Genomic DNA, 22,620 nt, shown 5'->3' with positions numbered 1-22,620 from the left:
TCAGGCGGTTTCCTCGCGGTAGGCGGCCGCCTCCTCCAGGTCGAGCCTGCGCAGCAGTTTGCGCAGCATCTCGTCGTCGATGACGCGCCGGTTCCTCAGGTCCACGAACACGTCCCGTTCCGCCGCGATCATTTCCCTCGCGAGCCGGCGGTAGGTGTCGTCGGCCGACTCGCCGGTCGCGTCGTTCACCGAACCGAGTCTCTCCCACACCGAGTTCCTGCGGCGTTCCAGCACCGCGCGCAGCCGCTGCTCCAAGGGTTCCGGCAGCCTGTTGCGTTCGTCGGCGAGCAACTCCTCCAGACGCCGCTCGGCCGCCGCGGAGGCCTGGCTCTGCGCCTGCGCCTCCGCCAGGGTCTCCGCCTGGACGTCGCGGCCGGGGATCTTCAGCGCACGGATCAGCGGCGGCAGGGTCAGTCCCTGCACCACCAGCGTTCCGATCACGGTGGTGAAGGTGAGGAACAGGACCAGGTTGCGGGCCGGGAAGTCCGCGCCGTCCGACACCGTCAGCGGGATCGAGAAGGCGATCGCGAGCGAGACGACACCGCGCATGCCCGCCCAGCCGACGATCAGCGGCGCCGTCCAGTTGGTGTCCGGCTCGCGTTCCCTGATCCGCCGGAACATCATGCGCGGCAGGAACGTCGCCGGATAGACCCAGACGAAGCGCACCACCACCACGGCGAGGAACACCCCTGCCGCGTACCAGAGGGACTCCCCCACGCCGTAGTCGCCGAGCTCCCCCACCACGATCGCCAGTTGCAGCCCGATCAGCGCGAAGACGGTGGACTCCAGGACGAACGCGACCATCTTCCAGACGGCCTCCTCCTGGAGCCGGGTCGCGAAGTCGACCTGGTACGCGTGGTGGCCCAGGTAGAGCGCGACGACGACCACGGCCAGGACTCCGGAGGCATGGACCTGCTCGGCGGCGGCGTAGGCGATGAACGGGATGAGCAGCGACAGGATGTTCTGCAGCAGCGCTTCCTTCAGGTGCGTGCGCAGCCAGTGGATGGGAACCATCAGCGCCAGACCGACGGCGACCCCGCCGACGGAGGCCAGCGCGAACTCCGCCAGCCCGTCGCCCCAGCTGGAGCCGGCTCCGATCGCGGCCGCGAGGGCGACCTTGAAGGCGGTGATCGCCGTGGCATCGTTCACCAAGGATTCACCTTGGAGGATCGTGGTGATCCGGCCGGGCAGACCGAGCCTGCGCGCGATGGCCGTCGCGGCCACGGCGTCCGGCGGCGCGATCACCGCACCGAGCACCAGGGCCGTCGCCAGGGGCAGATCGGGCACCAGCAGATAGGCGAGGCCGCCGACCGCCACCGTCGCGAACAGGACATAGCCCACGGACAGCAGCGCGATGGGACGGACGTTGGCGCGAAGGTCGAGGTACGAACTGTCCAGCGCCGCCAGGTGCAGCAGCGGCGGCAGTACCAGCGGCAGCACGATGTGCGGGTCGAGGTGGTAGTCGGGAACGCCCGGCACGTACGAGGCGGCCAGCCCGGCGGCCACGAGCAGCAGCGGTGCCGGGACCGGTGTCCTTCGGGCCGCGCCGGCCACCGCCGCGCTCACCGCGATCAGCCCGACCAGCGGCAATGCTTCCATCACACCGACCTCATGTCCGTCGTCCCCGTCGTAATCTGGCAATCATGAGCGAGTGCCCCCACGTAGGAGAACTGCCGCGCCCCGAACCGGCGCCGCTGACCGACACGTGTCCGGAATGCCTGGCCGTCGGCAGTCACCCGGTCCAGCTGAGACTCTGCCTCGTCTGTGGGCACGTCGGCTGCTGCGACTCCTCACCGATGCGGCACGCGAGCGCTCACTTCCGTGAGACGGGGCACGCGGTGATGCGCAGTTTCGAGCCGGGACAGGTGTGGCGGTGGTGCTTCGTCGACGGTTCGATCGTCTGACGCCTGGGTACGTCAACCATCCGCCGACCCCGCTCAATTGGGCGGCGCAGACCTCTAGCCACTGTGCGTACTCATAGGCTTACATTGAGTGACACTTGTCGGCATGGGGGTCCTGGCGACACGGCACCATGGATCGCGATAGCGTCGCCAGGCCAGACCTGGCTGCGTGACCGACCGCGTAACGCACGGCCGCGGGGCCTCTGCCCCCGGCCCGGAAAGAGCTTGTGCCACCTTGGAGGTGAGGGTGTCCCATATTGCAGGCGAGCCCGGGACCCAGGACTTCGTGGAAGTCCGGCTGCCCGCTGCGGGTGCCTACCTGTCCGTACTGCGAACGGCCACCGCCGGCCTCGCAGCGCGCTTGGACTTCACCCTCGACGAGATCGAGGACCTGCGGATCGCGGTGGACGAGGCGTGCGCGATCCTGCTGCAGCAGGCCGTCCCGGGGTCCGTCCTGAGCTGTGTGTTCCGGCTCGTCGACGACTCGCTGGAGGTGACGGTCTCCGCGCCCACGACCGACGGCCGGGCGCCGGAGCGTGACACGTTCGCCTGGACGGTGCTCTCCGCACTGGCCGGCAAGGTCGACTCGTCGGTCGCCGACGACCGCACGGTCGCCATCAGTCTGTACAAGCAGCGCGGCGCGGGACCCGGGCCGGCGTGAGCAGCGGAAACGGGGACGGTTCGATGCGGGAGGACGAGGAGCGAGGCCCGAGGGTGCTGAGCGCGTCCGCCGGCATCCCTGAGCAGCAGGCGCGGCCGCACCCGGTGGTGGACGAACCTGATGGCCGTACGGCCTCGGCAGAGCGGGCGGACCGTATGAGCGAGCACCAGCAGGATCATCACCCCCATGACCGCAGCGGCGCGCGGGCGATGTTCATCGAACTGCGCAAGCTGCCCGACGGGTCGCCCGAGCGGGCCGAGCTGCGCAACCAGCTGGTCCGGATGCACCTGCCGCTGGTCGAACACCTGGCGCGGCGGTTCCGTAACCGCGGCGAGCCGCTGGACGACCTCACCCAGGTCGCGACGATCGGCCTGATCAAGTCGGTGGACCGGTTCGATCCGGAGCGCGGCGTCGAGTTCTCGACCTACGCGACCCCGACAGTGGTCGGCGAGATCAAGCGCCATTTCCGCGACAAGGGCTGGGCGGTGCGGGTGCCGCGCCGTCTGCAGGAACTGCGGCTCTCGCTGACGACCGCGACGGCCGAGCTCTCCCAGCAGCACGGCCGGTCCCCGACGGTGCACGAGCTGGCGGAGCGCCTCGGCATCTCGGAGGAGGAGGTCCTGGAGGGCCTGGAGTCCGCGAACGCGTACTCCACGCTGTCCCTGGACGTCCCCGACACGGACGACGAGTCCCCGGCGGTGGCGGACACCCTCGGCGCGGAGGACGAGGCCTTGGAGGGCGTGGAGTACCGCGAGTCCCTCAAGCCGCTCCTGGAGGGCCTCCCGCCGCGGGAGAAGCGGATCCTGCTGCTGCGTTTCTTCGGGAACATGACCCAGTCCCAGATCGCGCAGGAGGTCGGCATCTCCCAGATGCACGTCTCCCGCCTCCTCGCCCGCACCCTCGCGCAACTCCGCGAACGCCTCCTGGTCGAGGAGTAACCCTCAAGACGCCCGCTCCATGGCCGGACCGTCCTCCCCATGGAGCGGCCACGGGCCTGACGGACCTGCACGCCGAGACGCACCTCTGCGGGACCCGCCCCGCAGGGGGCGCAAGGCCCGGAAGCCTCTGCCGCGCCCGCCACGGTCTCCCACCGCACCCTCGCGGCCGTCTCCGCCGAGTCCCCGGCGGGCATATCCGCAGACTCCGCGGTCGTCGTCACGGCCGAGTTCGCGGTCGGGCGCGGTGACCTGGGTGACTGCCCCGCACTCCTCGGGTGACGGCCCCGCGCTCCTCGCAGCATGAGACGCCGGGAGGCCGGCCACGCCCCGCACCCGCGACACGCACCGGGCCCTAGGCCGGGCCCGCCGGGGCCGCACGGGCCTGCCGCCCGCCCAAGGGCTACGCGCGGCTGCGGATCCCCAGTGCCTGCGCCGTCGTCGGGTTCACCAGCAGCACCAGGCCCGTCACCACGACCGCCGCCAGCACCACGCCCAGCGGAATCAGCGCGCCGGACGCCCGCAGCAGCGTCCACGCGGGGATCAGCCCGATCAGCTGCGTGATGATCGCCGGTCCGCGGCTCCAGCCGCGCTGCCGCAGCAGCCCTCGCGCCGCCGCCAGCGGGATCGCCCCGAGGGCCATCAGCGTCAGACCGCCCATCTCCGCCTGGGAGGGGCTGTCGGGCCGGCCGAGCAGCCCCATCACGAGCATGTACACGCCGCCCACGACCAGCGCCAGCCCTTCGGCGGCGCACACCGCTGCCGCGGCGGTCAGTCGGGTGGGGCGGCCGGGGGCGGAGGTCTGGTCGTCACTGCTCACCCATGCAGGGTAGCCGTCACCCCGTACCCGGCGGCCGTCGCCCGAAGGCGAGGGCGGCGGGCACCCGTGCCCGCGTCAGCCGTCACCGGCCCACCCTGCGCCCCCGCCCCGAAACCCGGACTGGGCCAGGTACCCCCCAGTAGGTACGCTGCATCGCATGCGCGCACTTCTCGTGGTCAATCCGGCAGCAACCACCACCAGTGCCCGCACGCGCGACGTGCTGATCCACGCACTCGCGAGCGAGATGAAGATCGAGGCGGTCACCACCGAGTACCGCGGCCACGCCCGCGACCTCGGCCGCCGCGCCGCGGAGTCGAACGACATCGACCTGGTCGTCGCCCTCGGCGGCGACGGCACGGTCAACGAGGTGGTCAACGGCCTGCTGCACAACGGTCCCGATCCGGAGGGTCTCCCCCGCCTCGCGGTCGTCCCCGGCGGCTCCACGAACGTCTTCGCCCGCGCTCTCGGCCTGCCGAACGACGCCGTCGAGGCGACCGGCGCCATCCTGGACGCGCTCCGCGACCGGACGGAGCAGACGGTCGGCCTGGGCCTCGCCGCCGGCACGCCCGGCACCGAGGACGAGGCCGTCCCGCAGCGCTGGTTCACCTTCTGCGCCGGGTTCGGTTTCGACGCCGGCGTGGTCGGCCGGGTCGAACAGCACCGCGAACGCGGCAAGCGGTCGACGCACGCCCTTTACGTCCGTCAGGTGCTCCGCCAGTTCCTGGACGACCCGCACCGCAGACGCGGCACCATCACCCTGGAGCGGCCCGGCGCGGCCCCGGTGGAGGACCTGGTGCTGTCCATAGTCTGTAACACCTCCCCCTGGACCTACCTGGGCAATCGCCCGGTGTACGCGTCCCCGAAGGCCTCCTTCGACACCGCCCTCGACGTGCTCGGACTGTCGAAGCTGTCGACCCCGGCGGTGGCGCGTTACGGCACCCAGCTGCTCACCTCGAGTCCGCAGCGCGGACCGCGAGGGAAGCACGCGCTCACACTTCACGACCAGACGGACTTCACCTTGCATTCAAAGGTCCCACTGCCCTTCCAGATGGACGGTGACCACCTGGGGCTGCGCACGAGCGTGACGTTCACAGGCGTTCGCCGTGCACTGCGTGTGATTGTGTGACCGGAAGGACCGAAAGTCCTTTATCTCGAACGTACGGGCTGGCCTCCACCCCATAGAAGTACGGCTGTGACCTAGTCGACACCGAGGAATCAAAAAAAACTTTCCGGAAGGGGTTGTATCCGCCGCCGAGGTTTGCGAATCTCTACATGGCGATCGGGACGGCCCGCAACATCGGCCCCACAGACCGCCGGAACCCCTCCACGAATCCAGGACCCAACGTCGGGCAACCGGCTGCTCGGCCCTTCCCTTGCGGGGGGATTCGTGAAAGCGTTCACATTCACAAGCAACCCGCACGTAATACCAAGGAGAGGTAGCAGCCATGGACTGGCGTCACAACGCCGTTTGCCGCGAGGAAGACCCCGAGCTCTTCTTCCCCATCGGCAACACCGGTCCTGCGCTGCTGCAGATCGAGGAAGCCAAGGCCGTCTGCCGTCGCTGCCCCGTCATGGAGCAGTGCCTGCAGTGGGCGCTCGAGTCCGGCCAGGACTCCGGCGTCTGGGGTGGCCTCAGCGAGGACGAGCGCCGCGCAATGAAGCGCCGCGCCGCTCGCAACCGGGCGCGTAACGCCAGCGCCTGACGCCCCCTGCTACCGGCCTCCCGGCGGCGCGTACAGCGAGTACGCACTCACCGCCTTCGAGCCGCAGCGCGCAGTACCCCCGATGCGCATCGCACATGCAGCACGTGAGCTTCGAGCCCCGGACCGTGTCACACGGCCCGGGGCTCTTCGCTGTGCCCGCCTGTACCGCACGCCGTCGGCGCGGCCCGAGCCGGCAGCCCTTGGGCACTGAGCCCTAACGCCGGTCCGGCACGGGGATGTCGAGGCCCTAACGCCGGTCCGGCACGGGGATGTCGAGCACGACCCGCGTGCCGCGCCCCGGTGCGGGGACCGGGACCATGTCGAACGTTCCGCCCAACTCCCCCTCGACCAGGGTCCGTACGATCTGCAGCCCCAGGTTCCCGGTCCGCTGCGGGTCGAAGCCCTCCGGCAGGCCGCGGCCGTCGTCCTGAACGGTGATCAGCAGCCGGGCGTTCTCCGCGCGCGGGTCACCACGGACGGCCGCGACCTCCACCGACCCCTGCTCCCCCTGCGAGAAGGCGTGTTCCAGGGCGTTCTGCAGCACCTCGGTGAGCACCATGGACAGCGGTGTGGCGATCTCGGCGTCGAGGATGCCGAAGCGACCGGTGCGCCGGCAGTCGACCTTGCCGGGTGAGATCTCCGCCACCATCGCGATCACGCGGTCGGCGATGTCGTCGAACTCCACCCGCTCGTCCAGATTCTGGGACAGCGTCTCATGCACGATCGCGATCGAACCGACACGCCGCACCGCCTCGTTGAGCGCCTCACGGCCGCGCACGGAGTCCATCCGGCGCGCCTGGAGGCGCAGCAGCGCGGCCACCGTCTGGAGGTTGTTCTTCACCCGGTGGTGGATCTCCCGGATGGTCGCGTCCTTGGTGATCAACTCGCGCTCACGGCGGCGCAGTTCGGTCACGTCCCGCAGGAGCACCAGAGAACCGATGCGTACCCCCTTGGGCTTGAGGGGAATGGCCCTCAACTGGATGACTCCGCCGTTGCCCTCCACCTCGGTCTCGCGCGGCGCGTATCCGCTGGCGATCTTGACGAGGGCTTCGTCGACCGGCCCGCGGGAGGGGGCCAGTTCTGCGGTGACCTGGCCGAGATGCTGGCCGACGAGGTCGGAGGCCAGGCCCAGACGGTGGTACGCGGAGAGTCCGTTGGGGCTGGCGTACTGGACGATGCCGTCCGCGTCCAGCCTGATCAGCCCGTCACCGGCGCGCGGCGAGGAGTCCATCTCGACCTGCTCCCCGGGGAACGGGAACGTGCCGGCGGCGATCATCTGCGCCAGGTCGGACGCGGACTGGAGGTAGGTGAGCTCCAGCCGTGACGGGGTGCGCACGGTGAGCAGGTTGGTGTTGCGGGCAATGACGCCGAGCACACGGCCCTCACGGCGTACGGGGATGGACTCGACCCGTACCGGCACTTCCTCGCGCCACTCCGGGTCGCCCTCGCGGACGATCCGCCCCTCGTCCAGAGCGGCGTCCAGGAGCGGGCGCCGGCCGCGTGGGACCAGATGGCCGACCATGTCGTCCTGGTACGAGGTGGGGCCGGTGTTCGGCCGCATCTGGGCGACGGAGACGTACCGCGTGCCGTCCCGGGTGGGCACCCACAGCACGAGGTCGGCGAAGGAGAGGTCGGAGAGCAGCTGCCACTCCGAGACCAGCAGATGGAGCCACTCGAGGTCTGACTCACTCAGAGCGGTGTGCTGGCGGACGAGTTCGTTCATGGAGGGCACGTCAGCGAGGGTACCCGCGGGCCGCGGCGCCGCGACGGGACCCTCAACCCGTCCGGCACCGCAGCCCGGAGTTACGCGGCCGAAGGGTGTGCGGTCCCGGTCGGCCGTGGGAGGTCTCGGCGCAGTCAGGGCAGAGAGCGCCGGGGACCTCGTTCCACCCTCCTGTGCGGGGAGGGCGGAGGCTTGTGCAGTATCGATTGTGGACTAGACCATTCGGCCCTGTCCATGCCTGGGCGCGTTAAGTTCCGCCACCATACTTATACACCGTCGTGGACGACGGGCGGGCCCCTCATCACACCCGCCCGTCGCGATCACGGCCCCCGCCGCACGGTCCGGCTCAGCGCGTCTCCGTCACCTTCGCCAGCGCCCTCGGCGCGTCGGGGTCCTGCCCGCGGGCGATGGTCACCTCGTACGCGAGCAGCTGCAGCGGAAGGATCTCCAGAATCGGCTGGAGCTCTTCCGGCACGCCCTCCGTGGGCAGCACGAATCCCGCCGACGCGGCCTCGACCTGGGGCGCCGGGCCCACCACGAAGAGGTCCGCTCCGCGGCCCCGGAGCCTGTCGAGCACCGGCTGGAGCGCCTTGCCGCCCTTGCCGTCCGGCACCACCGCGATCACCGGTGAGACGTTGTCGACCATGGCGAGCGGCCCGTGCAGCAGGTCGGCGCCGGAGTACGCCAGCGCGGGGATGTAGCTGGTCTCCATGAGCTTGAGCGCCGCTTCCCTCGCCGTGGGGTAGCCGTAGCCCCGCGACGTGATGACCATGCGCTCGGCGAAGCGGTACCGCGATGCCAGGGCGCGCACCTCGTCCTGCCGGCCGAGGATCCGCCCGGCGAGCTCCGGCAGCCGTCCGGCCGCCGGGGCCTCACCGCCGCGCAGACCCTCCACGAGCAGGTGGAGGGCCATCAGGGAGGCGGTGTAGGTCTTGGTGGCCGGAAGGGCCTTCTCCGGACCGGCCATGATGTCGATCGAGAACTCGGAGACTGCGGCCAGCGGCGAGTCCGGGTTGTTGGTCACCGCCAGGGTGACCGCGCCGGCCTCCCGCGCCGCCTGCGTGGACGCCACCAGGTCGGGCGAACCGCCGGACTGGCTGACGGTGATCACGAGGACGTCGGCGAGCGAGGGGCGGGCGCCGTAGGCGGTCGTGGTGGACATGGAGGTGAGTCCGCACGGCAGACCGAGCCGGATCTCGATCAGGTACTTCGCGTACAGCGCGGCGTTGTCGGAAGAGCCGCGGGCCGTCAGCAGGACGAACCGCGGCTTCTTCGCGGCGATCGCCGACGCCACCTCCCGGATCCTCGGCGCACCCTCGCCGAGGATGCGCCGCAGGACCGCCGGCTGCTGCGCCATCTCGCCGGACATGATCCGGCCCGGGTGCTCCTCGTGCTCGGCCGACGTCGTGGCGGACATGCCCGTTGCCTCCAGGTGGCGCTCAGGGTGCCGGGCGGCGACGGCGCCCGCCCGGCACTGCACGGTCCACGCAGGCCCACTCCCGGCTCAGCGGCCGGTGATGACCTCCGCGGCGGCCCGCCCGCAGACGCGGGCGGCACCATGGGTAGCGATGTGCAGGGCCCCCGTGGGCGCCGCCCGGTTCAGGCCCATCTCGACCACGACCGTGTCGGGACGGGCCGCGAGGAGCGCCTCGAGGGCGTTCGCCATCCACGGGTGGCGGTGGACGTCGCGAACCACAGCGACGATCCTACGGTTCGCCGCCGCCTCCAGCACATTTGTCACCAATGCGGGCGTATCACCTTCATCCGCATAGGTGCCGGTCTCCGTACCGGGCAGCAGAGCCGTCAGTTCGGCGGCCACACCCCACGGCGTCTCGTCCCCGACAGCGATGTTGGCGACGGGGGTGAGGGCCGCCACGTACGGGGCCTCGGTGACCGGCTCGTAGGGCCGCCCGCCGGGCGTGACGCGCACCGCGCGGCGCGCGGCGACGAGACCGATGTCGGAGCCGGGCGCGGTCCCCTCCTGTGAAGCCGCGCCCGGCTCTGCTGCAGCCCCCCTGGCCCGCCGCGTCCAGTCCGCGAGGGCACGCACACGTGCCGCCGCGTCGGCCAGCCGCTCCTCGGGCAGGTCGCCGTTCCGCACCGCATCGACCAGCGCGTCGCGCAGTCGCAGTACGGTCTCCTCGTCGGCCAGCCCGCCACCGACGCAGATGGCGTCGGCACCGGCGGCGATCGCGAGGACCGAGCCGCGCTCGATGCCGTACGTGGACGAGATGGCCTGCATCTCCATGCCGTCCGTGACGATCAGGCCCTGGTAGCCCAGCTCCTCGCGCAGCAGACCGGTGAGGATCTGCGGGCTCAGCGTCGCGGGACGGTCGGGGTCGAGCGCGGGAAGTAGGATATGCGCGCTCATCACCGCTTTGGAACCCGCTGCGATGGCCGCGCGGAAAGGCACCAGCTCACGGGCGTGCAACGTGTCGAGGTCCACATCGATACGGGGCGCCGCGTGGTGCGAGTCCACGTTGGTGTCGCCGTGCCCGGGGAAGTGCTTGGTGCACGCGGCCACGCCGGCGGCCTGCAGGCCCTCGACGTAGGCGACGGTGTGGCGGGCGGCCAGTGCGGTGTCGGCGCCGAACGAACGCACACCGATGACCGGATTGTCCGGGTTGGAGTTGACGTCGGCGGACGGCGCCCAGTTGAGGTCCACCCCGCACTCGGCCAGCCGGCGCCCCAACTCGTGCGCCACGGCGCGGGTGAGGTCCACGTCGTCGACCAGGCCCAGCGCGTAGTTGCCGGGGAACGAGGAGCCGCTGCGCACCTCGAGCCGGGTGACGTCACCGCCTTCCTCGTCGATGGCGACCAGGACGTCGTCGCGCTCCGCCCGCAACCGGGCGGTGAGCGCGGCGAGCTGGCCGGGCGAGGTGATGTTGCGGCCGAACAGGCCGACGGCACAGAGCCCTTCGCCGATCTGCCGCAGCAGCCAGTCGGGCGCGGTGGTCCCGACGAAGCCGGGCTGGAGGATGGTGAGCGCGTCGCGGGTCAGGGTGCCTGACGAGCCACGTACCAGAGTCGTCATGAGGTGGCGTTATCCCTTCACTGCGCCCGAGGTGAGCCCGGTGGCCATCTTCTTCTGGATGATCATGAAGAAGACGACGACGGGCAGTGCGATGAGCGTGGAGGCCGCCATCAGCGCGCCGTAGTCCGTTCCCCGCTCGGTGGTGAACGTCATCAGCCAGACGTTGAGCGTGTACTTGGAGTTGTCGTTGATCAGGATGTACGCGAAGAGGTACTCGTTCCACGCGTTGACCAGGGCGAAGATGGAAGCCGCGGCGAGACCGGGGGCGAGCAGCGGGAAGATCACGCGGCGGAAGGCTCCCATGCGGGTGCAGCCGTCGACCATCGCGGACTCCTCGAGCTCCACCGGGATGTTCACCACGAACCCGCGGATCATGACGATCGCGAACGGCAGCGTGGAGACCAGGTAGACGACGATCAGGCCCCAGTACTCGTCGAGCCCGCCGATGGCGTTGAGCTGCGCGTAGATGGGGATGAGCATCGCGGTCGGCGGCAGCATCTGGACGAGGATCAGCACCATCAGCAGCGCCTTGCGGCCGAAGAAGCGGAACCGGCCGATGGCCAGGGCGGCCAGGGTGGCGATGATCATTCCGCCGACCACCGCGGTGACCGAGACGATGAGGCTCGACTGGACGGCGGTGGCGAAGTTCTCCTGCTTCACCGCGCGGGCGAAGTTGTCGAAGGTCAGCGACGAGGGCCAGAGCGTCTGGTCGTAGGACCGGATCTCATGGTTGGGCCGCAGGGCGCTGATGACGAGCCAGTACACCGGAAAGGCCATCAGGACGGCGGTGAACAGGCCGATGACGTCGTAGTGCCAGCGCGACTTCTTGCGGTCCGGCCTCAGGTCCTGTCCGGCGCCGGCCGGGGAGGGAGCGGTGGAGGTGCTCATTCGACCTCTCCTGTCTTCATCAGCTGACGCAGGTAGTAGACGGCCACGCCGGACAGCAGCAGAACGGTGATCAGGGCGATCGCGGTGCCCTGGCTGAACGAGGTGGACTCGAAGGCCTTGGAGAACGAGTAGAGGCCGAGGGTCTCGTACTCGGGCTCCGGCTTGTTGCCGCGCAGCAGCCAGATCTGCCCGAAGACGTTGAAGTCCCAGATCACCGAGAGGGTGGCGACCATGGTGAAGACGGGGCGGATCACCGGCCAGGTGACGAAGCGGAACACGGCGGGCGCGTTCGCGCCGTCGAGGGCGGCGGCCTCCTCGAGCTCCTTGGGCACCTGGGTGAGGGCCGCGTACAGGGTGATGACCACGAAGGGGATGGCGCCCCAGACCACCAGCAGGGCGATGATGGCGAAGCCCTGCTTCGGGTCGAGGAACCAGTTGTGGCCGAGGAAGTCCTCGCCCGCGACCTTGGCTATCAGGGTGTTGATGAGGCCGTAGTCGGAGTCGGAGAGCCAGCGGAAGATGGAGGCGGCGACCATCAGCGGCATCGACCAGGCCGCGACGAGCGCCGCCGTCAGCACCAGTCGCACCCATGTGGTCAGCCGGGTCATCAGCAGGGCGAGCAGCAGGCCGATGCCCATCGTCAGGCCCACGCAGACGACCATGAACACGACGGTGCGGCCGGTGACCGACCAGAACTCGGCGTCGCCCAGGATGTTGGTGAACTGCTCGAAGCCGACCCAGGGCGGCGATTCGCCCGTCCACAGCTCCTTGCGCCCCATGTCCTGGAAGGACATGATCACGGTCTTCGCCAGCGGGAAGGCGTAGACCGCGGCGACCGCTACGAGCGCCGGGAGGATCAGCAGGTACGGGAGAAGCTCTCCCTTCTTCCGCTTTTTCCGGCCGGAGCCGCTGATCCCCTTGTCGGGCGCCGGCCTGGGACCGGCGCCTTTCGGGGCACGTGGTACGGGTACCGGCGGGCCGGCGGCCTTGGTGTCGGCGGCAGTCACGTGGCTGACCTTCCGTTTGTTCTTCTGCACCGAAAAGGGCGGGGGCGGGAGCCGCGTGGTGCGGTTCCCGCCCACCGCCTGGAGAGCCCGTCGGGCGTCCTCGGCGGGGCGCCGGGACGCCCGAGGCCCGTCAGGACTCCTGGTTGATCAGCTCGTTGATCTTGGCGTCGGCCGCCTTGGTGGCCGCTTCCACGGAGTCACCCTTGAGGATGGCCAGGAGCATGTTCTCCAGGACCTCCTCCTTCTCGATCGAGGTCCAGCCCGGGGCGATCGGGGTGAACCACGCGTCCGGGACGGCGTTGGCGATCGGAGCGGTCTCCGGCTTCGCCTTCAGCGGCTCGAGCTGCTTGGTGTTGTTCGGAAGGATGTTCTTGGAGGCGAGGACCTCCATGGACTTCTCGCTGGTGAAGAGCGAGATCCACTCCTCACCCAGGTCCGCGACCTTCGACTTGCTGGTCACCGCGAGGTCGGAGCCGCCGATGAAGGAGGGCAGCGCCTTGCCGTTCGGGCCCGGCATGCCGGCCGTGAGGATCTTGCCCTCGAGCTTCGGGTTGCCGTTGTTCTTGCCGTCGATGACGGAACCGGACTCCCAGCCGTTGCCGTAGAGAAGGGCGGCCTTCTCGTTGGCCATCACGTTGGCGTGGTCCTGCTCGTCCTTGGTCTGGTCGGCCTTGTTGTACTTCTTGACCAGGTCGATGAAGTGCTGGATGCCCTTCTGCGCCTCCGGGGAGGAGAGCGAGGCCTTCCACTCCTTCGAGCCCTCGTCGTACTCGGCGATCTTGCCGTCGTACGCGGCCACGTAGGACATGGCGGCGTACCAGTAGCGGCCCGGCAGGTAGAGGGACGAGAAGCGCTTGTCCTTCTTGCCGTACTCGGCCGAGACCTTGTCCATCGCCGCCAGGAGCTCGTCCTCGGTCTCGGGCAGCTTGTCGACGCCCGCGCCCTTCTTGAGCATCTCGGTGTTGTAGATGGCGACGCGGGCGCCGGCGTAGTAAGGCACGCAGAACTGCTTGCCCTCGAAGGAGCAGGTGTCCTTCAGGCCCTGGATCCAGGTGTCGGAGTTCTGGTACTTCTTCGGGTCGATCTCCGCGAGGGCGCCGTTGAGGATGTACTGCATCGTCTCGGTGTTGCCGAGCTCGACGACGTCGGGGAACTTGTCGCCACCGAGGGCCGTGTCGAGCTTCTTGGCCTTGTCCGCCCACTGCTGGTACTGGACGTCGACCTTCACGCCCGGGTACTTCTTGTTGAACTGCGCGTTGACGTCCTTGACCAGCTCGGGCCAGGTCGACTGGGCGTCGACCATCAGCCAGACGGTCAACGTCTCCTTGCGGTCCTTCGGGCTCTTCGCCGATTCACTGCCGCCGTCGGAACCACAGGCCGCGACCGAGGCCATCATGGCCACCGCACCCACCGCTGCTACGAGCTTGCGCTTCACGCCACCCTCCTCAAAGGGATGCAAGAGTTACCCCCCCACCACCCGGGAGTCGCGCAGCACTTGACGGACGCGCGCCAGATTCTGCCGTGGGGCTGGGACCTGATCTTTAATGGTTTAGACCAGTACCCGGGAGCTTGGCCTAGACCTTTAGGGGTGTCAAGGGTGTATAAGAAGGGCTGTCGTGTCCGTTATCGGACCGACACCTGAGGGAGGGCGACGACCCGTTACCGGTCCGTGCCACCATGTGAGCCGCAGCAGACGGAGGAGCCGGTGACGGCAGGAGCACAGCAGTCGGGAAGGCGGGCCATGGCCATGGACGGGGGCGGCACGGAAGCCGAGGGCGGGGCACAGACCCGCACCGCGCGCGTGCCCAAGTACTACCGGCTCAAGCGCCACTTGCTCGACATGACGGAGACCCTGCCGCCGGGCACACCGGTGCCGCCGGAACGGACGCTGGCCGCCGAGTTCGACACCTCCCGGACCACCGTCCGCCAGGCGCTCCAGGAGCTGGTCGTCGAGGGCCGGCTCGAGCGCATCCAGGGCAAGGGCACGTTCGTCGCCAAGCCCAAGGTCTCCCAGGCGCTCCAGCTCACCTCGTACACCGAGGACATGCGCGCGCAGGGACTGGAGCCCACGTCCCAGTTGCTGGACATCGGTTACGTCACAGCCGACGACACCCTGGCGGGACTGCTCGACATCGCGGCCGGCGGCCGGGTGCTGCGCATCGAGCGGCTGCGTCTGGCCAGCGGTGAGCCGATGGCCATCGAGACCACGCACCTGTCCGCCAAGCGCTTCCCGGCTCTGCGCCGCAGCCTGGTCAAGTACACCTCGCTCTACACCGCGCTGGCGGAGGTCTACGACGTCCATCTCGCGGAGGCGGAGGAGACCATCGAGACCTCGCTGGCCACCCCGCGCGAAGCCGGCCTGCTCGGCACGGACGTCGGCCTGCCGATGCTGATGCTCTCCCGCCACTCGCTGGACGCCCAGGGAGAACCGGTGGAGTGGGTCCGCTCCGTCTACCGCGGCGACCGCTACAAGTTCGTCGCGAGGCTTCAGCGCCCCAACGACTGACCCCGTTCCCGCTTTCGGCCGCATGGCACCGCAACCTGTTGCGGTGCCATGTCACGTTTTGCCCCCACCGGGCTGAAGTCGTTGCCGTACCGATATGCGGACCAGGGGTGACTCGGCGCGAACGGCTCGCCTAGATTTCGTGCCCATTACACAGGTGACCAGCAAGGGGACGGAGCCGCATGTCAGCAGTGCCCGAGGTGCCGGAGGCGCCTGAAGCGCCCGAAGCGAAAGCGCCGGTCGTCACACCGGTGCGTGTGATCATCGCCCTCTGCCTCGCCGCCCCGTTCGTGGCGATGCTCTGGGTCGGTTCGTACGCGAAGGTCGAACCGACGTTCATAGGCATGCCGTTCTTCTACTGGTACCAGATGCTCTGGGTCGTGATCTCGACGGCCCTCACGATGATCGCCTACAAGCTGTGGCAGCGGGACCAGCGCGCCCGCAAGGGGGGTGCGTCCCGATGAAGGACGGCGTGAACGGCGTCGCACTCGCCGTCTTCATCTTCTTCTTCCTGGCCGTGACGGTCATGGGCTTCCTGGCCTCGCGCTGGCGCAGGGCCGAGAACGAGAACAGCCTCGACGAATGGGGCCTCGGCGGACGGTCGTTCGGCACCTGGGTGACCTGGTTCCTGCTCGGCGGCGACCTCTACACCGCGTACACCTTCGTCGCCGTCCCGGCGGCCATCTACGCGGCGGGGGCGGCCGGCTTCTTCGCCGTGCCGTACACGATCCTCGTCTACCCGCTGATCTTCACCTTCCTGCCGCGGCTGTGGTCGGTGTCGCACAAGCACGGATACGTCACGACCTCGGACTTCGTCCGCGGACGCTTCGGCTCCAGGGGCCTGTCGCTGGCGGTCGCCGTCACCGGCATCCTCGCCACCATGCCGTACATCGCGCTCCAACTGGTCGGCATCCAGGCCGTGCTGGACGTCATGGGCGTCGGCGGCGGCGAGACCACGCACTGGTTCGTCAAGGACCTGCCGCTGCTGATCGCCTTCGGTGTCCTCGCGGCCTACACGTACTCCTCCGGACTGCGTGCCCCGGCGCTGATCGCCTTCGTCAAGGACACCCTGATCTACATCGTCATCGCGGTGGCGATCATCTACATCCCGATCAAGCTCGGCGGCTTCGACGAGATCTTCGCCAGCGCCGGCGAGAAGTTCGCACAGATCAACCCGGCCACCGACAAGCCCAACGGCGCTCTGGTGCCCGGCGAGCTGGGCCAGTGGGGCTACGCCACGCTGGCGCTCGGTTCGGCGCTCGCGCTCTTCATGTATCCGCACTCGATCACCGCCACGCTGTCCTCGCGCAGCCGTGAGGTGATCCGCCGCAACACCACCATCCTGCCGCTGTACTCGCTGATGCTGGGCCTGCTGGCGCTGCTCGGCTTCATGGCGATCGCGGCCGGGGTGAACGTCAAGAACGGCCAGCTGGCGATCCCGCAGCTGTTCGAGAACATGTTCCCCGACTGGTTCGCGGGCGTCGCCTTCGCCGCCATCGGCATCGGCGCACTCGTCCCGGCGGCCATCATGTCGATCGCCGCGGCGAACCTGTTCACCCGCAACATCTACAAGGACTTCCTCAAGCCCGACGCGACGCCGGCGCAGGAGACCAAGGTCTCCAAGCTGGTCTCGCTGCTGGTGAAGGTCGGCGCGCTCGCCTTCGTCCTCACCATGGACAAGACGGTCGCGATCAACTTCCAGCTGCTGGGCGGCATCTGGATCCTCCAGACCTTCCCGGCGCTGGTGGGCGGTCTGTTCACCCGCTGGTTCCACCGGTGGGCGCTCATCGGCGGCTGGGCCGTCGGCATGATCTACGGCACCGCCGCCGCGTACGGCGTGGCCAGCCCGACCCAGAAGCACTTCGGCGGCTCGTCGGCGGAGATCCCGGGCATCGGCGAGATCGGCTACATCGGTCTCACCGCGTTCGTGCTGAACGTCGTCGTCACCGTCGTTCTCACCTTCGTCCTGCGGGCGGCCAAGGCCCCTGACGGCATCGACGAGACCAGCCCGTCCGACTACACGGCGGACGCGGGCGACCCGGGCGTCAAGGTGGAGCTGCCGCCGGCCACGGCGGGCGCTCCGGGCGGTCACTGACCGGTCGCACGGCGAAGGGCCGTCGCGTCTTCCCCCGGGAAGCGCGGCGGCCCTTCGTCTTCGGGGTCAGCGCACCCAGTCCTTGAGCTGCCCGGTCGCCAGGGTGATGTCCACCGGGGCGGGCAGGGTGATGTCCTTGCCGAACGGGACCGTGTGCGCGTTCTCGTAGCGCACGCCGTCGGGCTGGCTGTAGACCGTCACCTCGCAGCTGTCCCGGTCGATCAGCAGGTACACCGGGATGCCCGTCTGGGCGTACGCGCGCGGCTTCTCCACCCGGTCACGCCCGTCGGTGTCCGAGTCGTACGAAGTGACCTCGAGGACCATGAGCACCTGGTCGGGGTCGGCCCATTCACCCTGACCGACGAAGGCGCCGCTGGAGGCGAGCGAGCCGTCCGGACGGGCGCGGCCCTTCCGGTACTCCTGCACCTTGAGCCCTTGGTCGGCATAGAGCCACAGCTCCGGACGCGCCTGCATACAGATGCGCGTCAGCCATTCGATGATGCGCCCGTGATCGCCGTCCGGCACTGCCTTGCTCCTGAGCTTCCCGTCGATCAGTTCCAGACGCACGCCCTCGGTCGTGCGGGCCAGTATCCGGAAAGCCTCGTCGAAGTCGTCGGTGTCCAGGTGCGGGCGGTCGGTGGTCACGGTCATGGACCCTCCCTTCACCGACCACGATAGCGGGGCGGACGCCCCGGTGCCCGGACATCGACTTCCCACCCGGAGACACAACATATGGGGGTGGCTGACTCAACCGCCCCCACATGTATGCTCATCTCGCTGTCGCCGCAGGGGAATCCGGTGTGAATCCGGAACTGTCCCGCAACGGTGTGATCCGGTGCGCTCCGCCGTACCCGTTCGAGTCCGAGGACCTGTCGACGGCGCATCCGGTTCGACCGATCCGGATGCCCAGACGTCCGGGCCTCGCGGTTGGGCCGGTGGACGCCGTGCGCCGTGCTGCCCCGTCAGCGTGCCACGGCCCGCCTCCTCCGCCGGCCCAGAGCCGAGCGAGGGAGAGCATCACATGACCATCGCGCCAGCCGATCCGGTCTCAGCGACACAGAACGACGGCCCCGGGACCGCGCTGCTGCGGACCTTGACGGACCTGACGGCGGACCTGCCCGACACCGACCCGGGCAAGGTCGCCGCCGCCGCGCTGCGCGGCCGCAACGCCGGGTCCGACACGGCGGAGCTGCACTCCCTCGCCACCGAAGCGGCCGCGGGCCTCATCTCGGACGACCCCGCCTACTCCCGGCTCGCCGCACGTCTGCTGACCCGCACGATCGCCGAAGAGGCGGCCGGCCAGGGCGCTTCCTCGTTCACCGCCTCGGTCGCCACCGGTCACCGCGAGGGACTGATCGCCGACCGCACGGCCGCCTTCGTGGCCCTGCACGCCACCCGGCTCGACGCGCTGATCGACCTCGAGGCCGACGACCGCTTCGGCTACTTCGGCCTGCGCACCCTCTACAGCCGCTACCTGCTGCGCCACCCGATCACCCGCCAGGTCATCGAGACGCCCCAGCACTTCATGCTCCGCGTCGCCTGCGGTCTGGCCGAGGACGACTCGCCGCGCGCCCTGGAGGAGGTCGCGGCGCTCTACCGGCTGATGAGCCGGCTGGACTACCTCCCCTCCTCCCCCACCCTCTTCAACTCCGGCACCCGCCACCCCCAGATGTCGTCCTGCTACCTGCTGGACTCGCCGCTCGACGAACTCGACTCGATCTACGACCGCTACCACCAGGTCGCGCGCCTTTCCAAGCACGCGGGCGGCATCGGGCTCTCGTACTCCCGTATCCGCGCCCGCGGTTCACTGATCCGCGGCACCAACGGACACTCCAACGGCATCGTCCCGTTCCTGAAGACCCTCGACGCCTCGGTCGCCGCGGTGAACCAGGGCGGCCGCCGCAAGGGCGCCGCCGCCGTCTACCTGGAGACCTGGCACGCGGACATCGAGGAGTTCCTCGAGCTGCGCGACAACACCGGTGAGGACGCCCGCCGTACGCACAACCTGAACCTGGCGCACTGGATCCCGGACGAGTTCATGCGCCGCGTCGAGGCGGACGCGGAGTGGTCGCTGTTCTCCCCGGCCGACGTCCCTGAGCTGGTCGACCTGTGGGGCGAGGCCTTCGACGCGGCCTACCGCCGGGCGGAAGCCGCGGGTCTGGCCCGCAGGTCCGTTCCCGCGCGCGACCTCTACGGCCGGATGATGCGCACCCTCGCCCAGACCGGCAACGGCTGGATGACCTTCAAGGACGCGTCCAACCGCACCGCCAACCAGACCGCGGAGCCGGGCCGGGTCGTGCACTCCTCCAACCTGTGTACGGAGATCCTCGAGGTCACGGACGACGGCGAGACGGCCGTGTGCAATCTCGGCTCCGTGAACCTCGGCGCGTTCGTCAGCGGCGACGGCATCGACTGGGAGCGGCTGGACGCCACCGTCCGCACGGCCGTCACCTTCCTCGACCGCGTCGTCGACATCAACTTCTATCCGACGGAGCAGGCCGGGCGGTCCAACGCCAGGTGGCGCCCGGTGGGCCTGGGCGCGATGGGCCTGCAGGACGTCTTCTTCAAGCTGCGGATGCCCTTCGACTCGGCGGAGGCGAGGGCCCTTTCGACGAAGATCGCCGAGCGGATCATGCTGGCGGCCTACGAGGCCTCGTGCGACCTCGCGGAGCGCAACGGGCCGCTGCCGGCCTGGGCCGGGACCCGCACGGCACGCGGCGTGCTGCACCCCGACCACTACGACACGACGCTGAACTGGCCGGAGCGCTGGGAGGCGCTGCGTGCCCGGATCGCCGACGTCGGCATGCGCAACTCGCTGCTCCTCGCCATCGCGCCGACCGCGACCATCGCCTCGATCGCCGGCGTCTACGAGTGCATCGAGCCGCAGGTCTCCAACCTGTTCAAGCGCGAGACCCTCAGCGGCGAGTTCCTCCAGGTGAACTCCTACCTGGTGGACGACCTGAAGCGGCTCGGCGTCTGGGACGCGCAGACGCGGGAGGCGCTGCGCGAGGCGAGCGGCTCGGTGCAGGGCTTCACCTGGGTGCCGGAGGAGATCCGCGCGCTGTACCGCACCGCCTGGGAGATCCCGCAGCGCGGACTGATCGACATGGCGGCGGCCCGTACGCCGTTCCTGGACCAGAGCCAGTCGCTGAACCTGTTCCTCGAGACGCCGACGATCGGCAAGCTCAGCTCGATGTACGCGTACGCGTGGAAGCAGGGCCTGAAGACCACGTACTACCTGCGCTCGCGCCCGGCGACCCGGATCGCGCGCGCCGCGTCGGCCGCCGTCCCGGTCCCCGCACAGGTGACGTCCGAGGATGCCGTCGCCTGCTCCCTGGAAAACCCCGAGTCCTGCGAGGCCTGCCAGTAATGAGCTCCACCACCAAGAACCTTCTCGACCCGGGCTTCGAACTCACTCTCCGGCCCATGCGCTACCCGGACTTCTACGAGCGCTACCGGGACGCCATCAAGAACACCTGGACGGTGGAGGAGGTCGACCTGCACTCGGACGTGGCCGACCTGGCCAAGCTCTCCCCGGGTGAGCAGCACATGATCGGCCGGCTGGTCGCGTTCTTCGCGACGGGTGACTCGATCGTGGCGAACAACCTCGTGCTGACGCTCTACAAGCACATCAACTCCCCCGAGGCGCGGCTGTATCTGTCCCGGCAGCTGTTCGAGGAGGCCGTGCACGTCCAGTTCTATCTGACGCTGCTCGACACCTATCTCCCCGACCCCGAGGACCGGGCGGCGGCCTTCGCGGCGGTCGAGAACATCCCCTCCATCAAGGAGAAGGCCTCCTTCTGCTTCAAGTGGATGGACTCGGTCGAGAGCATCGACCGTCTCGAGTCCCGGGCGGACCGCCGCCGTTTCCTGCTCAACCTGATCTGCTTCGCGGCGTGCATCGAGGGCCTGTTCTTCTACGGCGCCTTCGCGTACGTCTACTGGTTCCGCTCCCGCGGTCTGCTGCACGGTCTGGCCACCGGCACCAACTGGGTGTTCAGGGACGAGACGATGCACATGAACTTCGCCTTCGAGGTCGTGGACACCGTCCGCAAGGAGGAGCCGGAGCTCTTCGACGACGAACTGCGGCAGCAGGTCACCGACATGCTGAGGGAAGCGGTCGAGGCGGAGCTCCAGTTCGGCCGTGACCTGTGCGGCGAGGGGCTGCCGGGCATGAACACCGAGTCGATGCGCGAGTACCTCCAGTGCGTCGCCGACCAGCGGCTCACCCGACTCGGTTTCGCCCCGGTGTACGGCTCGCAGAACCCGTTCTCCTTCATGGAGTTGCAGGGGGTCCAGGAGCTGACGAACTTCTTCGAGCGCCGCCCGTCCGCCTACCAGGTGGCGGTCGAGGGGTCGGTCGCGTTCGACGACGACTTCTGATCGTCGGACCGTCGCCCGGGACGACAGCGGCCCGCGTCTCTCACGGGGGGAGGCGCGGGCCGCTGCGGTCTCCGGTGCCTCAGATGCCGCAGCTGGGTGCGGACCAGTACCGGCTGCCGCGGTGGTCGACGTGTGTGTGGTCGTTGTGGCCGGGGTAGCCCGGGCCGAGGATCCCGTTGAAGCCGTGGTTGCGGGCCTGCTGGGCCAGCTTGCACAGCGAGTGCGGTCCGGCGCCCAGGTCGGCCGCGTCGCCGTAGAGATGGCGGCTGCTGGACGCGCCGCCGACCGCGCTGTTGCACGAGTACGACCGGAAGCCGCTGGTCACGGTGATGGGCTGGTCACCGAGGGCGTGCCGCAGTGCCTCCAGCTTCCACATCGTCCGCAGCGCGTTGGCCTTGGCGGCCGCCGCGCTCACCGCGCCACCGGACCAGGTGGAGTTGCAGCGGTTGAGTTCGGCGTAGCTGAAGTGGGCCGGTGTGCAGTCGCTGTCCTGGAGGGCGTAGATCTTGCTGAAGGTGGCGGGGCCCGCGACTCCGTCGGCTGCGAGGCCGTAGGCGGACTGGAAGCGCTTGACGGCGGCGGTGGTGGCCGGCCCGTAGGAGCCGTCGACGGCGAGCACGGCACCGTAGCCCGGGTAGCCGGACATGCGGATCTGGAGCTGGCTGACGTCGGAGCCGGAAGCCCCCTGGGACAGGGTGCGTGACCAGGTGTAGCAGTCGTCGGCCTGCGCGCTCCCGGCGGTCGCGACGACCCCGCCCAGACCGGCAACCATGAGCATGACAATCGAGAGCAGCAGTCGTGCGGTGCGTCTGAACATCGAGCCTCCATACCGGGTGGGGACGGTGCAACCACAGAGACTGGCGGGCCGTTCCACGCGCGTCAACCACGCCTGAGCAGGCGTCATTTGTCCGCCCAATGACGCCCGTGAACAGCCACGGCCCCGCTCGCGGTGAGCGGGGCCGGCGGC

20 protein-coding genes and 1 riboswitch are annotated in these 22,620 nt (G+C 69.4%); of the genes, 10 read left to right on the top strand and 10 right to left on the bottom strand.

The window, feature by feature from the left end; all coding sequences use genetic code 11:
• Complete coding sequence (locus AB0K36_RS13340) at positions 1 to 1,599, bottom strand: Na+/H+ antiporter (protein ID WP_364592586.1); 1,599 nt, start codon at positions 1,597 to 1,599, stop codon at positions 1 to 3.
• A 44-nt stretch (positions 1,600 to 1,643) separates the two neighbouring features.
• Here AB0K36_RS13340 and AB0K36_RS13335 point away from each other — a divergent pair, with 44 nt between their 5' ends.
• The 3 genes from AB0K36_RS13335 to AB0K36_RS13325 all read left to right on the top strand — a co-directional run bounded on the left by AB0K36_RS13335 (position 1,644) and on the right by AB0K36_RS13325 (position 3,500).
• On the top strand, positions 1,644 to 1,904 hold the full coding sequence (locus tag AB0K36_RS13335) for a UBP-type zinc finger domain-containing protein (protein WP_189466029.1): 261 nt from the start codon (positions 1,644 to 1,646) through the stop codon (positions 1,902 to 1,904).
• A 244-nt stretch (positions 1,905 to 2,148) separates the two neighbouring features.
• The gene (locus tag AB0K36_RS13330; RefSeq protein WP_005312080.1) at positions 2,149 to 2,562 is read left to right on the top strand and encodes an ATP-binding protein; all 414 of its coding nucleotides are present in this window, start codon (positions 2,149 to 2,151) and stop codon (positions 2,560 to 2,562) included.
• Positions 2,559 to 3,500 carry an RNA polymerase sigma factor SigF gene (locus tag AB0K36_RS13325; RefSeq protein ID WP_398061601.1) on the top strand — a complete coding sequence of 314 codons (942 nt, stop codon included), beginning with the start codon at positions 2,559 to 2,561 and terminating at the stop codon, positions 3,498 to 3,500. The genes AB0K36_RS13330 and AB0K36_RS13325 overlap by 4 nt, the downstream gene beginning before the upstream one ends.
• Positions 3,501 to 3,900: 400 nt before the next feature.
• Here the strand turns inward: AB0K36_RS13325 and AB0K36_RS13320 are convergent, their stop codons facing one another.
• The gene (locus AB0K36_RS13320; RefSeq protein ID WP_364592582.1) at positions 3,901 to 4,317 is read right to left on the bottom strand and encodes a hypothetical protein; all 417 of its coding nucleotides are present in this window, start codon (positions 4,315 to 4,317) and stop codon (positions 3,901 to 3,903) included.
• Between the two features lie 157 nt (positions 4,318 to 4,474).
• On the opposite strand from AB0K36_RS13320, the gene AB0K36_RS13315 reads away from it, so the two are divergent.
• Together AB0K36_RS13315 and AB0K36_RS13310 are read left to right on the top strand one after the other, a co-directional pair.
• Positions 4,475 to 5,443, top strand: a complete 969-nt coding sequence (locus AB0K36_RS13315; RefSeq protein ID WP_364592579.1) for a diacylglycerol/lipid kinase family protein — start codon at positions 4,475 to 4,477, stop codon at positions 5,441 to 5,443.
• Between the two features lie 319 nt (positions 5,444 to 5,762).
• The gene (locus AB0K36_RS13310) at positions 5,763 to 6,020 is read left to right on the top strand and encodes a WhiB family transcriptional regulator (protein ID WP_003953983.1); all 258 of its coding nucleotides are present in this window, start codon (positions 5,763 to 5,765) and stop codon (positions 6,018 to 6,020) included.
• Between the two features lie 247 nt (positions 6,021 to 6,267).
• Here the strand turns inward: AB0K36_RS13310 and AB0K36_RS13305 are convergent, their stop codons facing one another.
• From AB0K36_RS13305 to AB0K36_RS13280, 6 genes are all read right to left on the bottom strand, one after another.
• Complete coding sequence (locus AB0K36_RS13305; protein ID WP_364592735.1) at positions 6,268 to 7,743, bottom strand: histidine kinase N-terminal domain-containing protein; 1,476 nt, start codon at positions 7,741 to 7,743, stop codon at positions 6,268 to 6,270.
• A gap of 346 nt (positions 7,744 to 8,089) precedes the next feature.
• The gene (locus AB0K36_RS13300; protein ID WP_364592576.1) at positions 8,090 to 9,160 is read right to left on the bottom strand and encodes an SIS domain-containing protein; all 1,071 of its coding nucleotides are present in this window, start codon (positions 9,158 to 9,160) and stop codon (positions 8,090 to 8,092) included.
• 87 nt (positions 9,161 to 9,247) lie between these two features.
• The gene (locus tag AB0K36_RS13295; RefSeq protein WP_364592573.1) at positions 9,248 to 10,777 is read right to left on the bottom strand and encodes a glycoside hydrolase family 3 protein; all 1,530 of its coding nucleotides are present in this window, start codon (positions 10,775 to 10,777) and stop codon (positions 9,248 to 9,250) included.
• A 9-nt stretch (positions 10,778 to 10,786) separates the two neighbouring features.
• Positions 10,787 to 11,665, bottom strand: a complete 879-nt coding sequence (locus tag AB0K36_RS13290) for a carbohydrate ABC transporter permease (RefSeq protein ID WP_364592570.1) — start codon at positions 11,663 to 11,665, stop codon at positions 10,787 to 10,789.
• Positions 11,662 to 12,672, bottom strand: coding sequence for a carbohydrate ABC transporter permease (locus AB0K36_RS13285; RefSeq protein WP_364592567.1), 1,011 nt, complete (start codon positions 12,670 to 12,672; stop codon positions 11,662 to 11,664). The genes AB0K36_RS13290 and AB0K36_RS13285 overlap by 4 nt, the downstream gene beginning before the upstream one ends.
• A 130-nt stretch (positions 12,673 to 12,802) precedes the next feature.
• The gene (locus tag AB0K36_RS13280; protein WP_364592564.1) at positions 12,803 to 14,107 is read right to left on the bottom strand and encodes a sugar ABC transporter substrate-binding protein; all 1,305 of its coding nucleotides are present in this window, start codon (positions 14,105 to 14,107) and stop codon (positions 12,803 to 12,805) included.
• Positions 14,108 to 14,413: 306 nt separating this feature from the next.
• Between AB0K36_RS13280 and AB0K36_RS13275 the strand changes: the two genes are divergently transcribed.
• The 3 genes from AB0K36_RS13275 to mctP all read left to right on the top strand — a co-directional run bounded on the left by AB0K36_RS13275 (position 14,414) and on the right by mctP (position 17,270).
• Positions 14,414 to 15,178, top strand: a complete 765-nt coding sequence (locus tag AB0K36_RS13275) for a GntR family transcriptional regulator (protein ID WP_005312149.1) — start codon at positions 14,414 to 14,416, stop codon at positions 15,176 to 15,178.
• Between the two features lie 179 nt (positions 15,179 to 15,357).
• Complete coding sequence (locus AB0K36_RS13270) at positions 15,358 to 15,639, top strand: DUF3311 domain-containing protein (RefSeq protein WP_364592561.1); 282 nt, start codon at positions 15,358 to 15,360, stop codon at positions 15,637 to 15,639.
• Positions 15,636 to 17,270, top strand: coding sequence for a monocarboxylate uptake permease MctP (gene mctP, locus AB0K36_RS13265; RefSeq protein WP_364592558.1), 1,635 nt, complete (start codon positions 15,636 to 15,638; stop codon positions 17,268 to 17,270). Before AB0K36_RS13270 ends, mctP begins: the two co-directional genes overlap by 4 nt.
• Before the next feature lie 66 nt (positions 17,271 to 17,336).
• On the opposite strand, the gene AB0K36_RS13260 is transcribed toward mctP, so the two are convergent.
• Positions 17,337 to 17,921 (bottom strand): Uma2 family endonuclease, encoded by a 585-nt coding sequence (locus AB0K36_RS13260; protein ID WP_364592555.1) that lies wholly within the window; start codon positions 17,919 to 17,921, stop codon positions 17,337 to 17,339.
• Positions 17,922 to 18,034: 113 nt separating this feature from the next.
• Positions 18,035 to 18,161: riboswitch (cobalamin riboswitch) on the top strand.
• Between the two features lie 130 nt (positions 18,162 to 18,291).
• Between AB0K36_RS13260 and AB0K36_RS13255 the strand changes: the two genes are divergently transcribed.
• A complete protein-coding gene (locus AB0K36_RS13255; protein ID WP_364592552.1) occupies positions 18,292 to 20,640 on the top strand; it encodes a ribonucleoside-diphosphate reductase subunit alpha in 2,349 nt (782 codons plus the stop codon).
• Complete coding sequence (locus AB0K36_RS13250; protein WP_189466060.1) at positions 20,640 to 21,653, top strand: ribonucleotide-diphosphate reductase subunit beta; 1,014 nt, start codon at positions 20,640 to 20,642, stop codon at positions 21,651 to 21,653. The genes AB0K36_RS13255 and AB0K36_RS13250 overlap by 1 nt, the downstream gene beginning before the upstream one ends.
• Positions 21,654 to 21,732: 79 nt before the next feature.
• On the opposite strand, the gene AB0K36_RS13245 is transcribed toward AB0K36_RS13250, so the two are convergent.
• A complete protein-coding gene (locus AB0K36_RS13245; RefSeq protein WP_364592549.1) occupies positions 21,733 to 22,470 on the bottom strand; it encodes a D-Ala-D-Ala carboxypeptidase family metallohydrolase in 738 nt (245 codons plus the stop codon).
• Between the last annotated feature and the right edge of the window lie 150 nt (positions 22,471 to 22,620).

The sequence above is a fragment of the Streptomyces kurssanovii genome (genome assembly GCF_040677245.1).
Taxonomy (GTDB): Bacteria; Actinomycetota; Actinomycetes; order Streptomycetales; family Streptomycetaceae; genus Streptomyces; species Streptomyces kurssanovii.
Note: the sequence above shows the minus strand (reverse complement) of the source record. Positions and strands in the feature narration are given on the sequence as shown.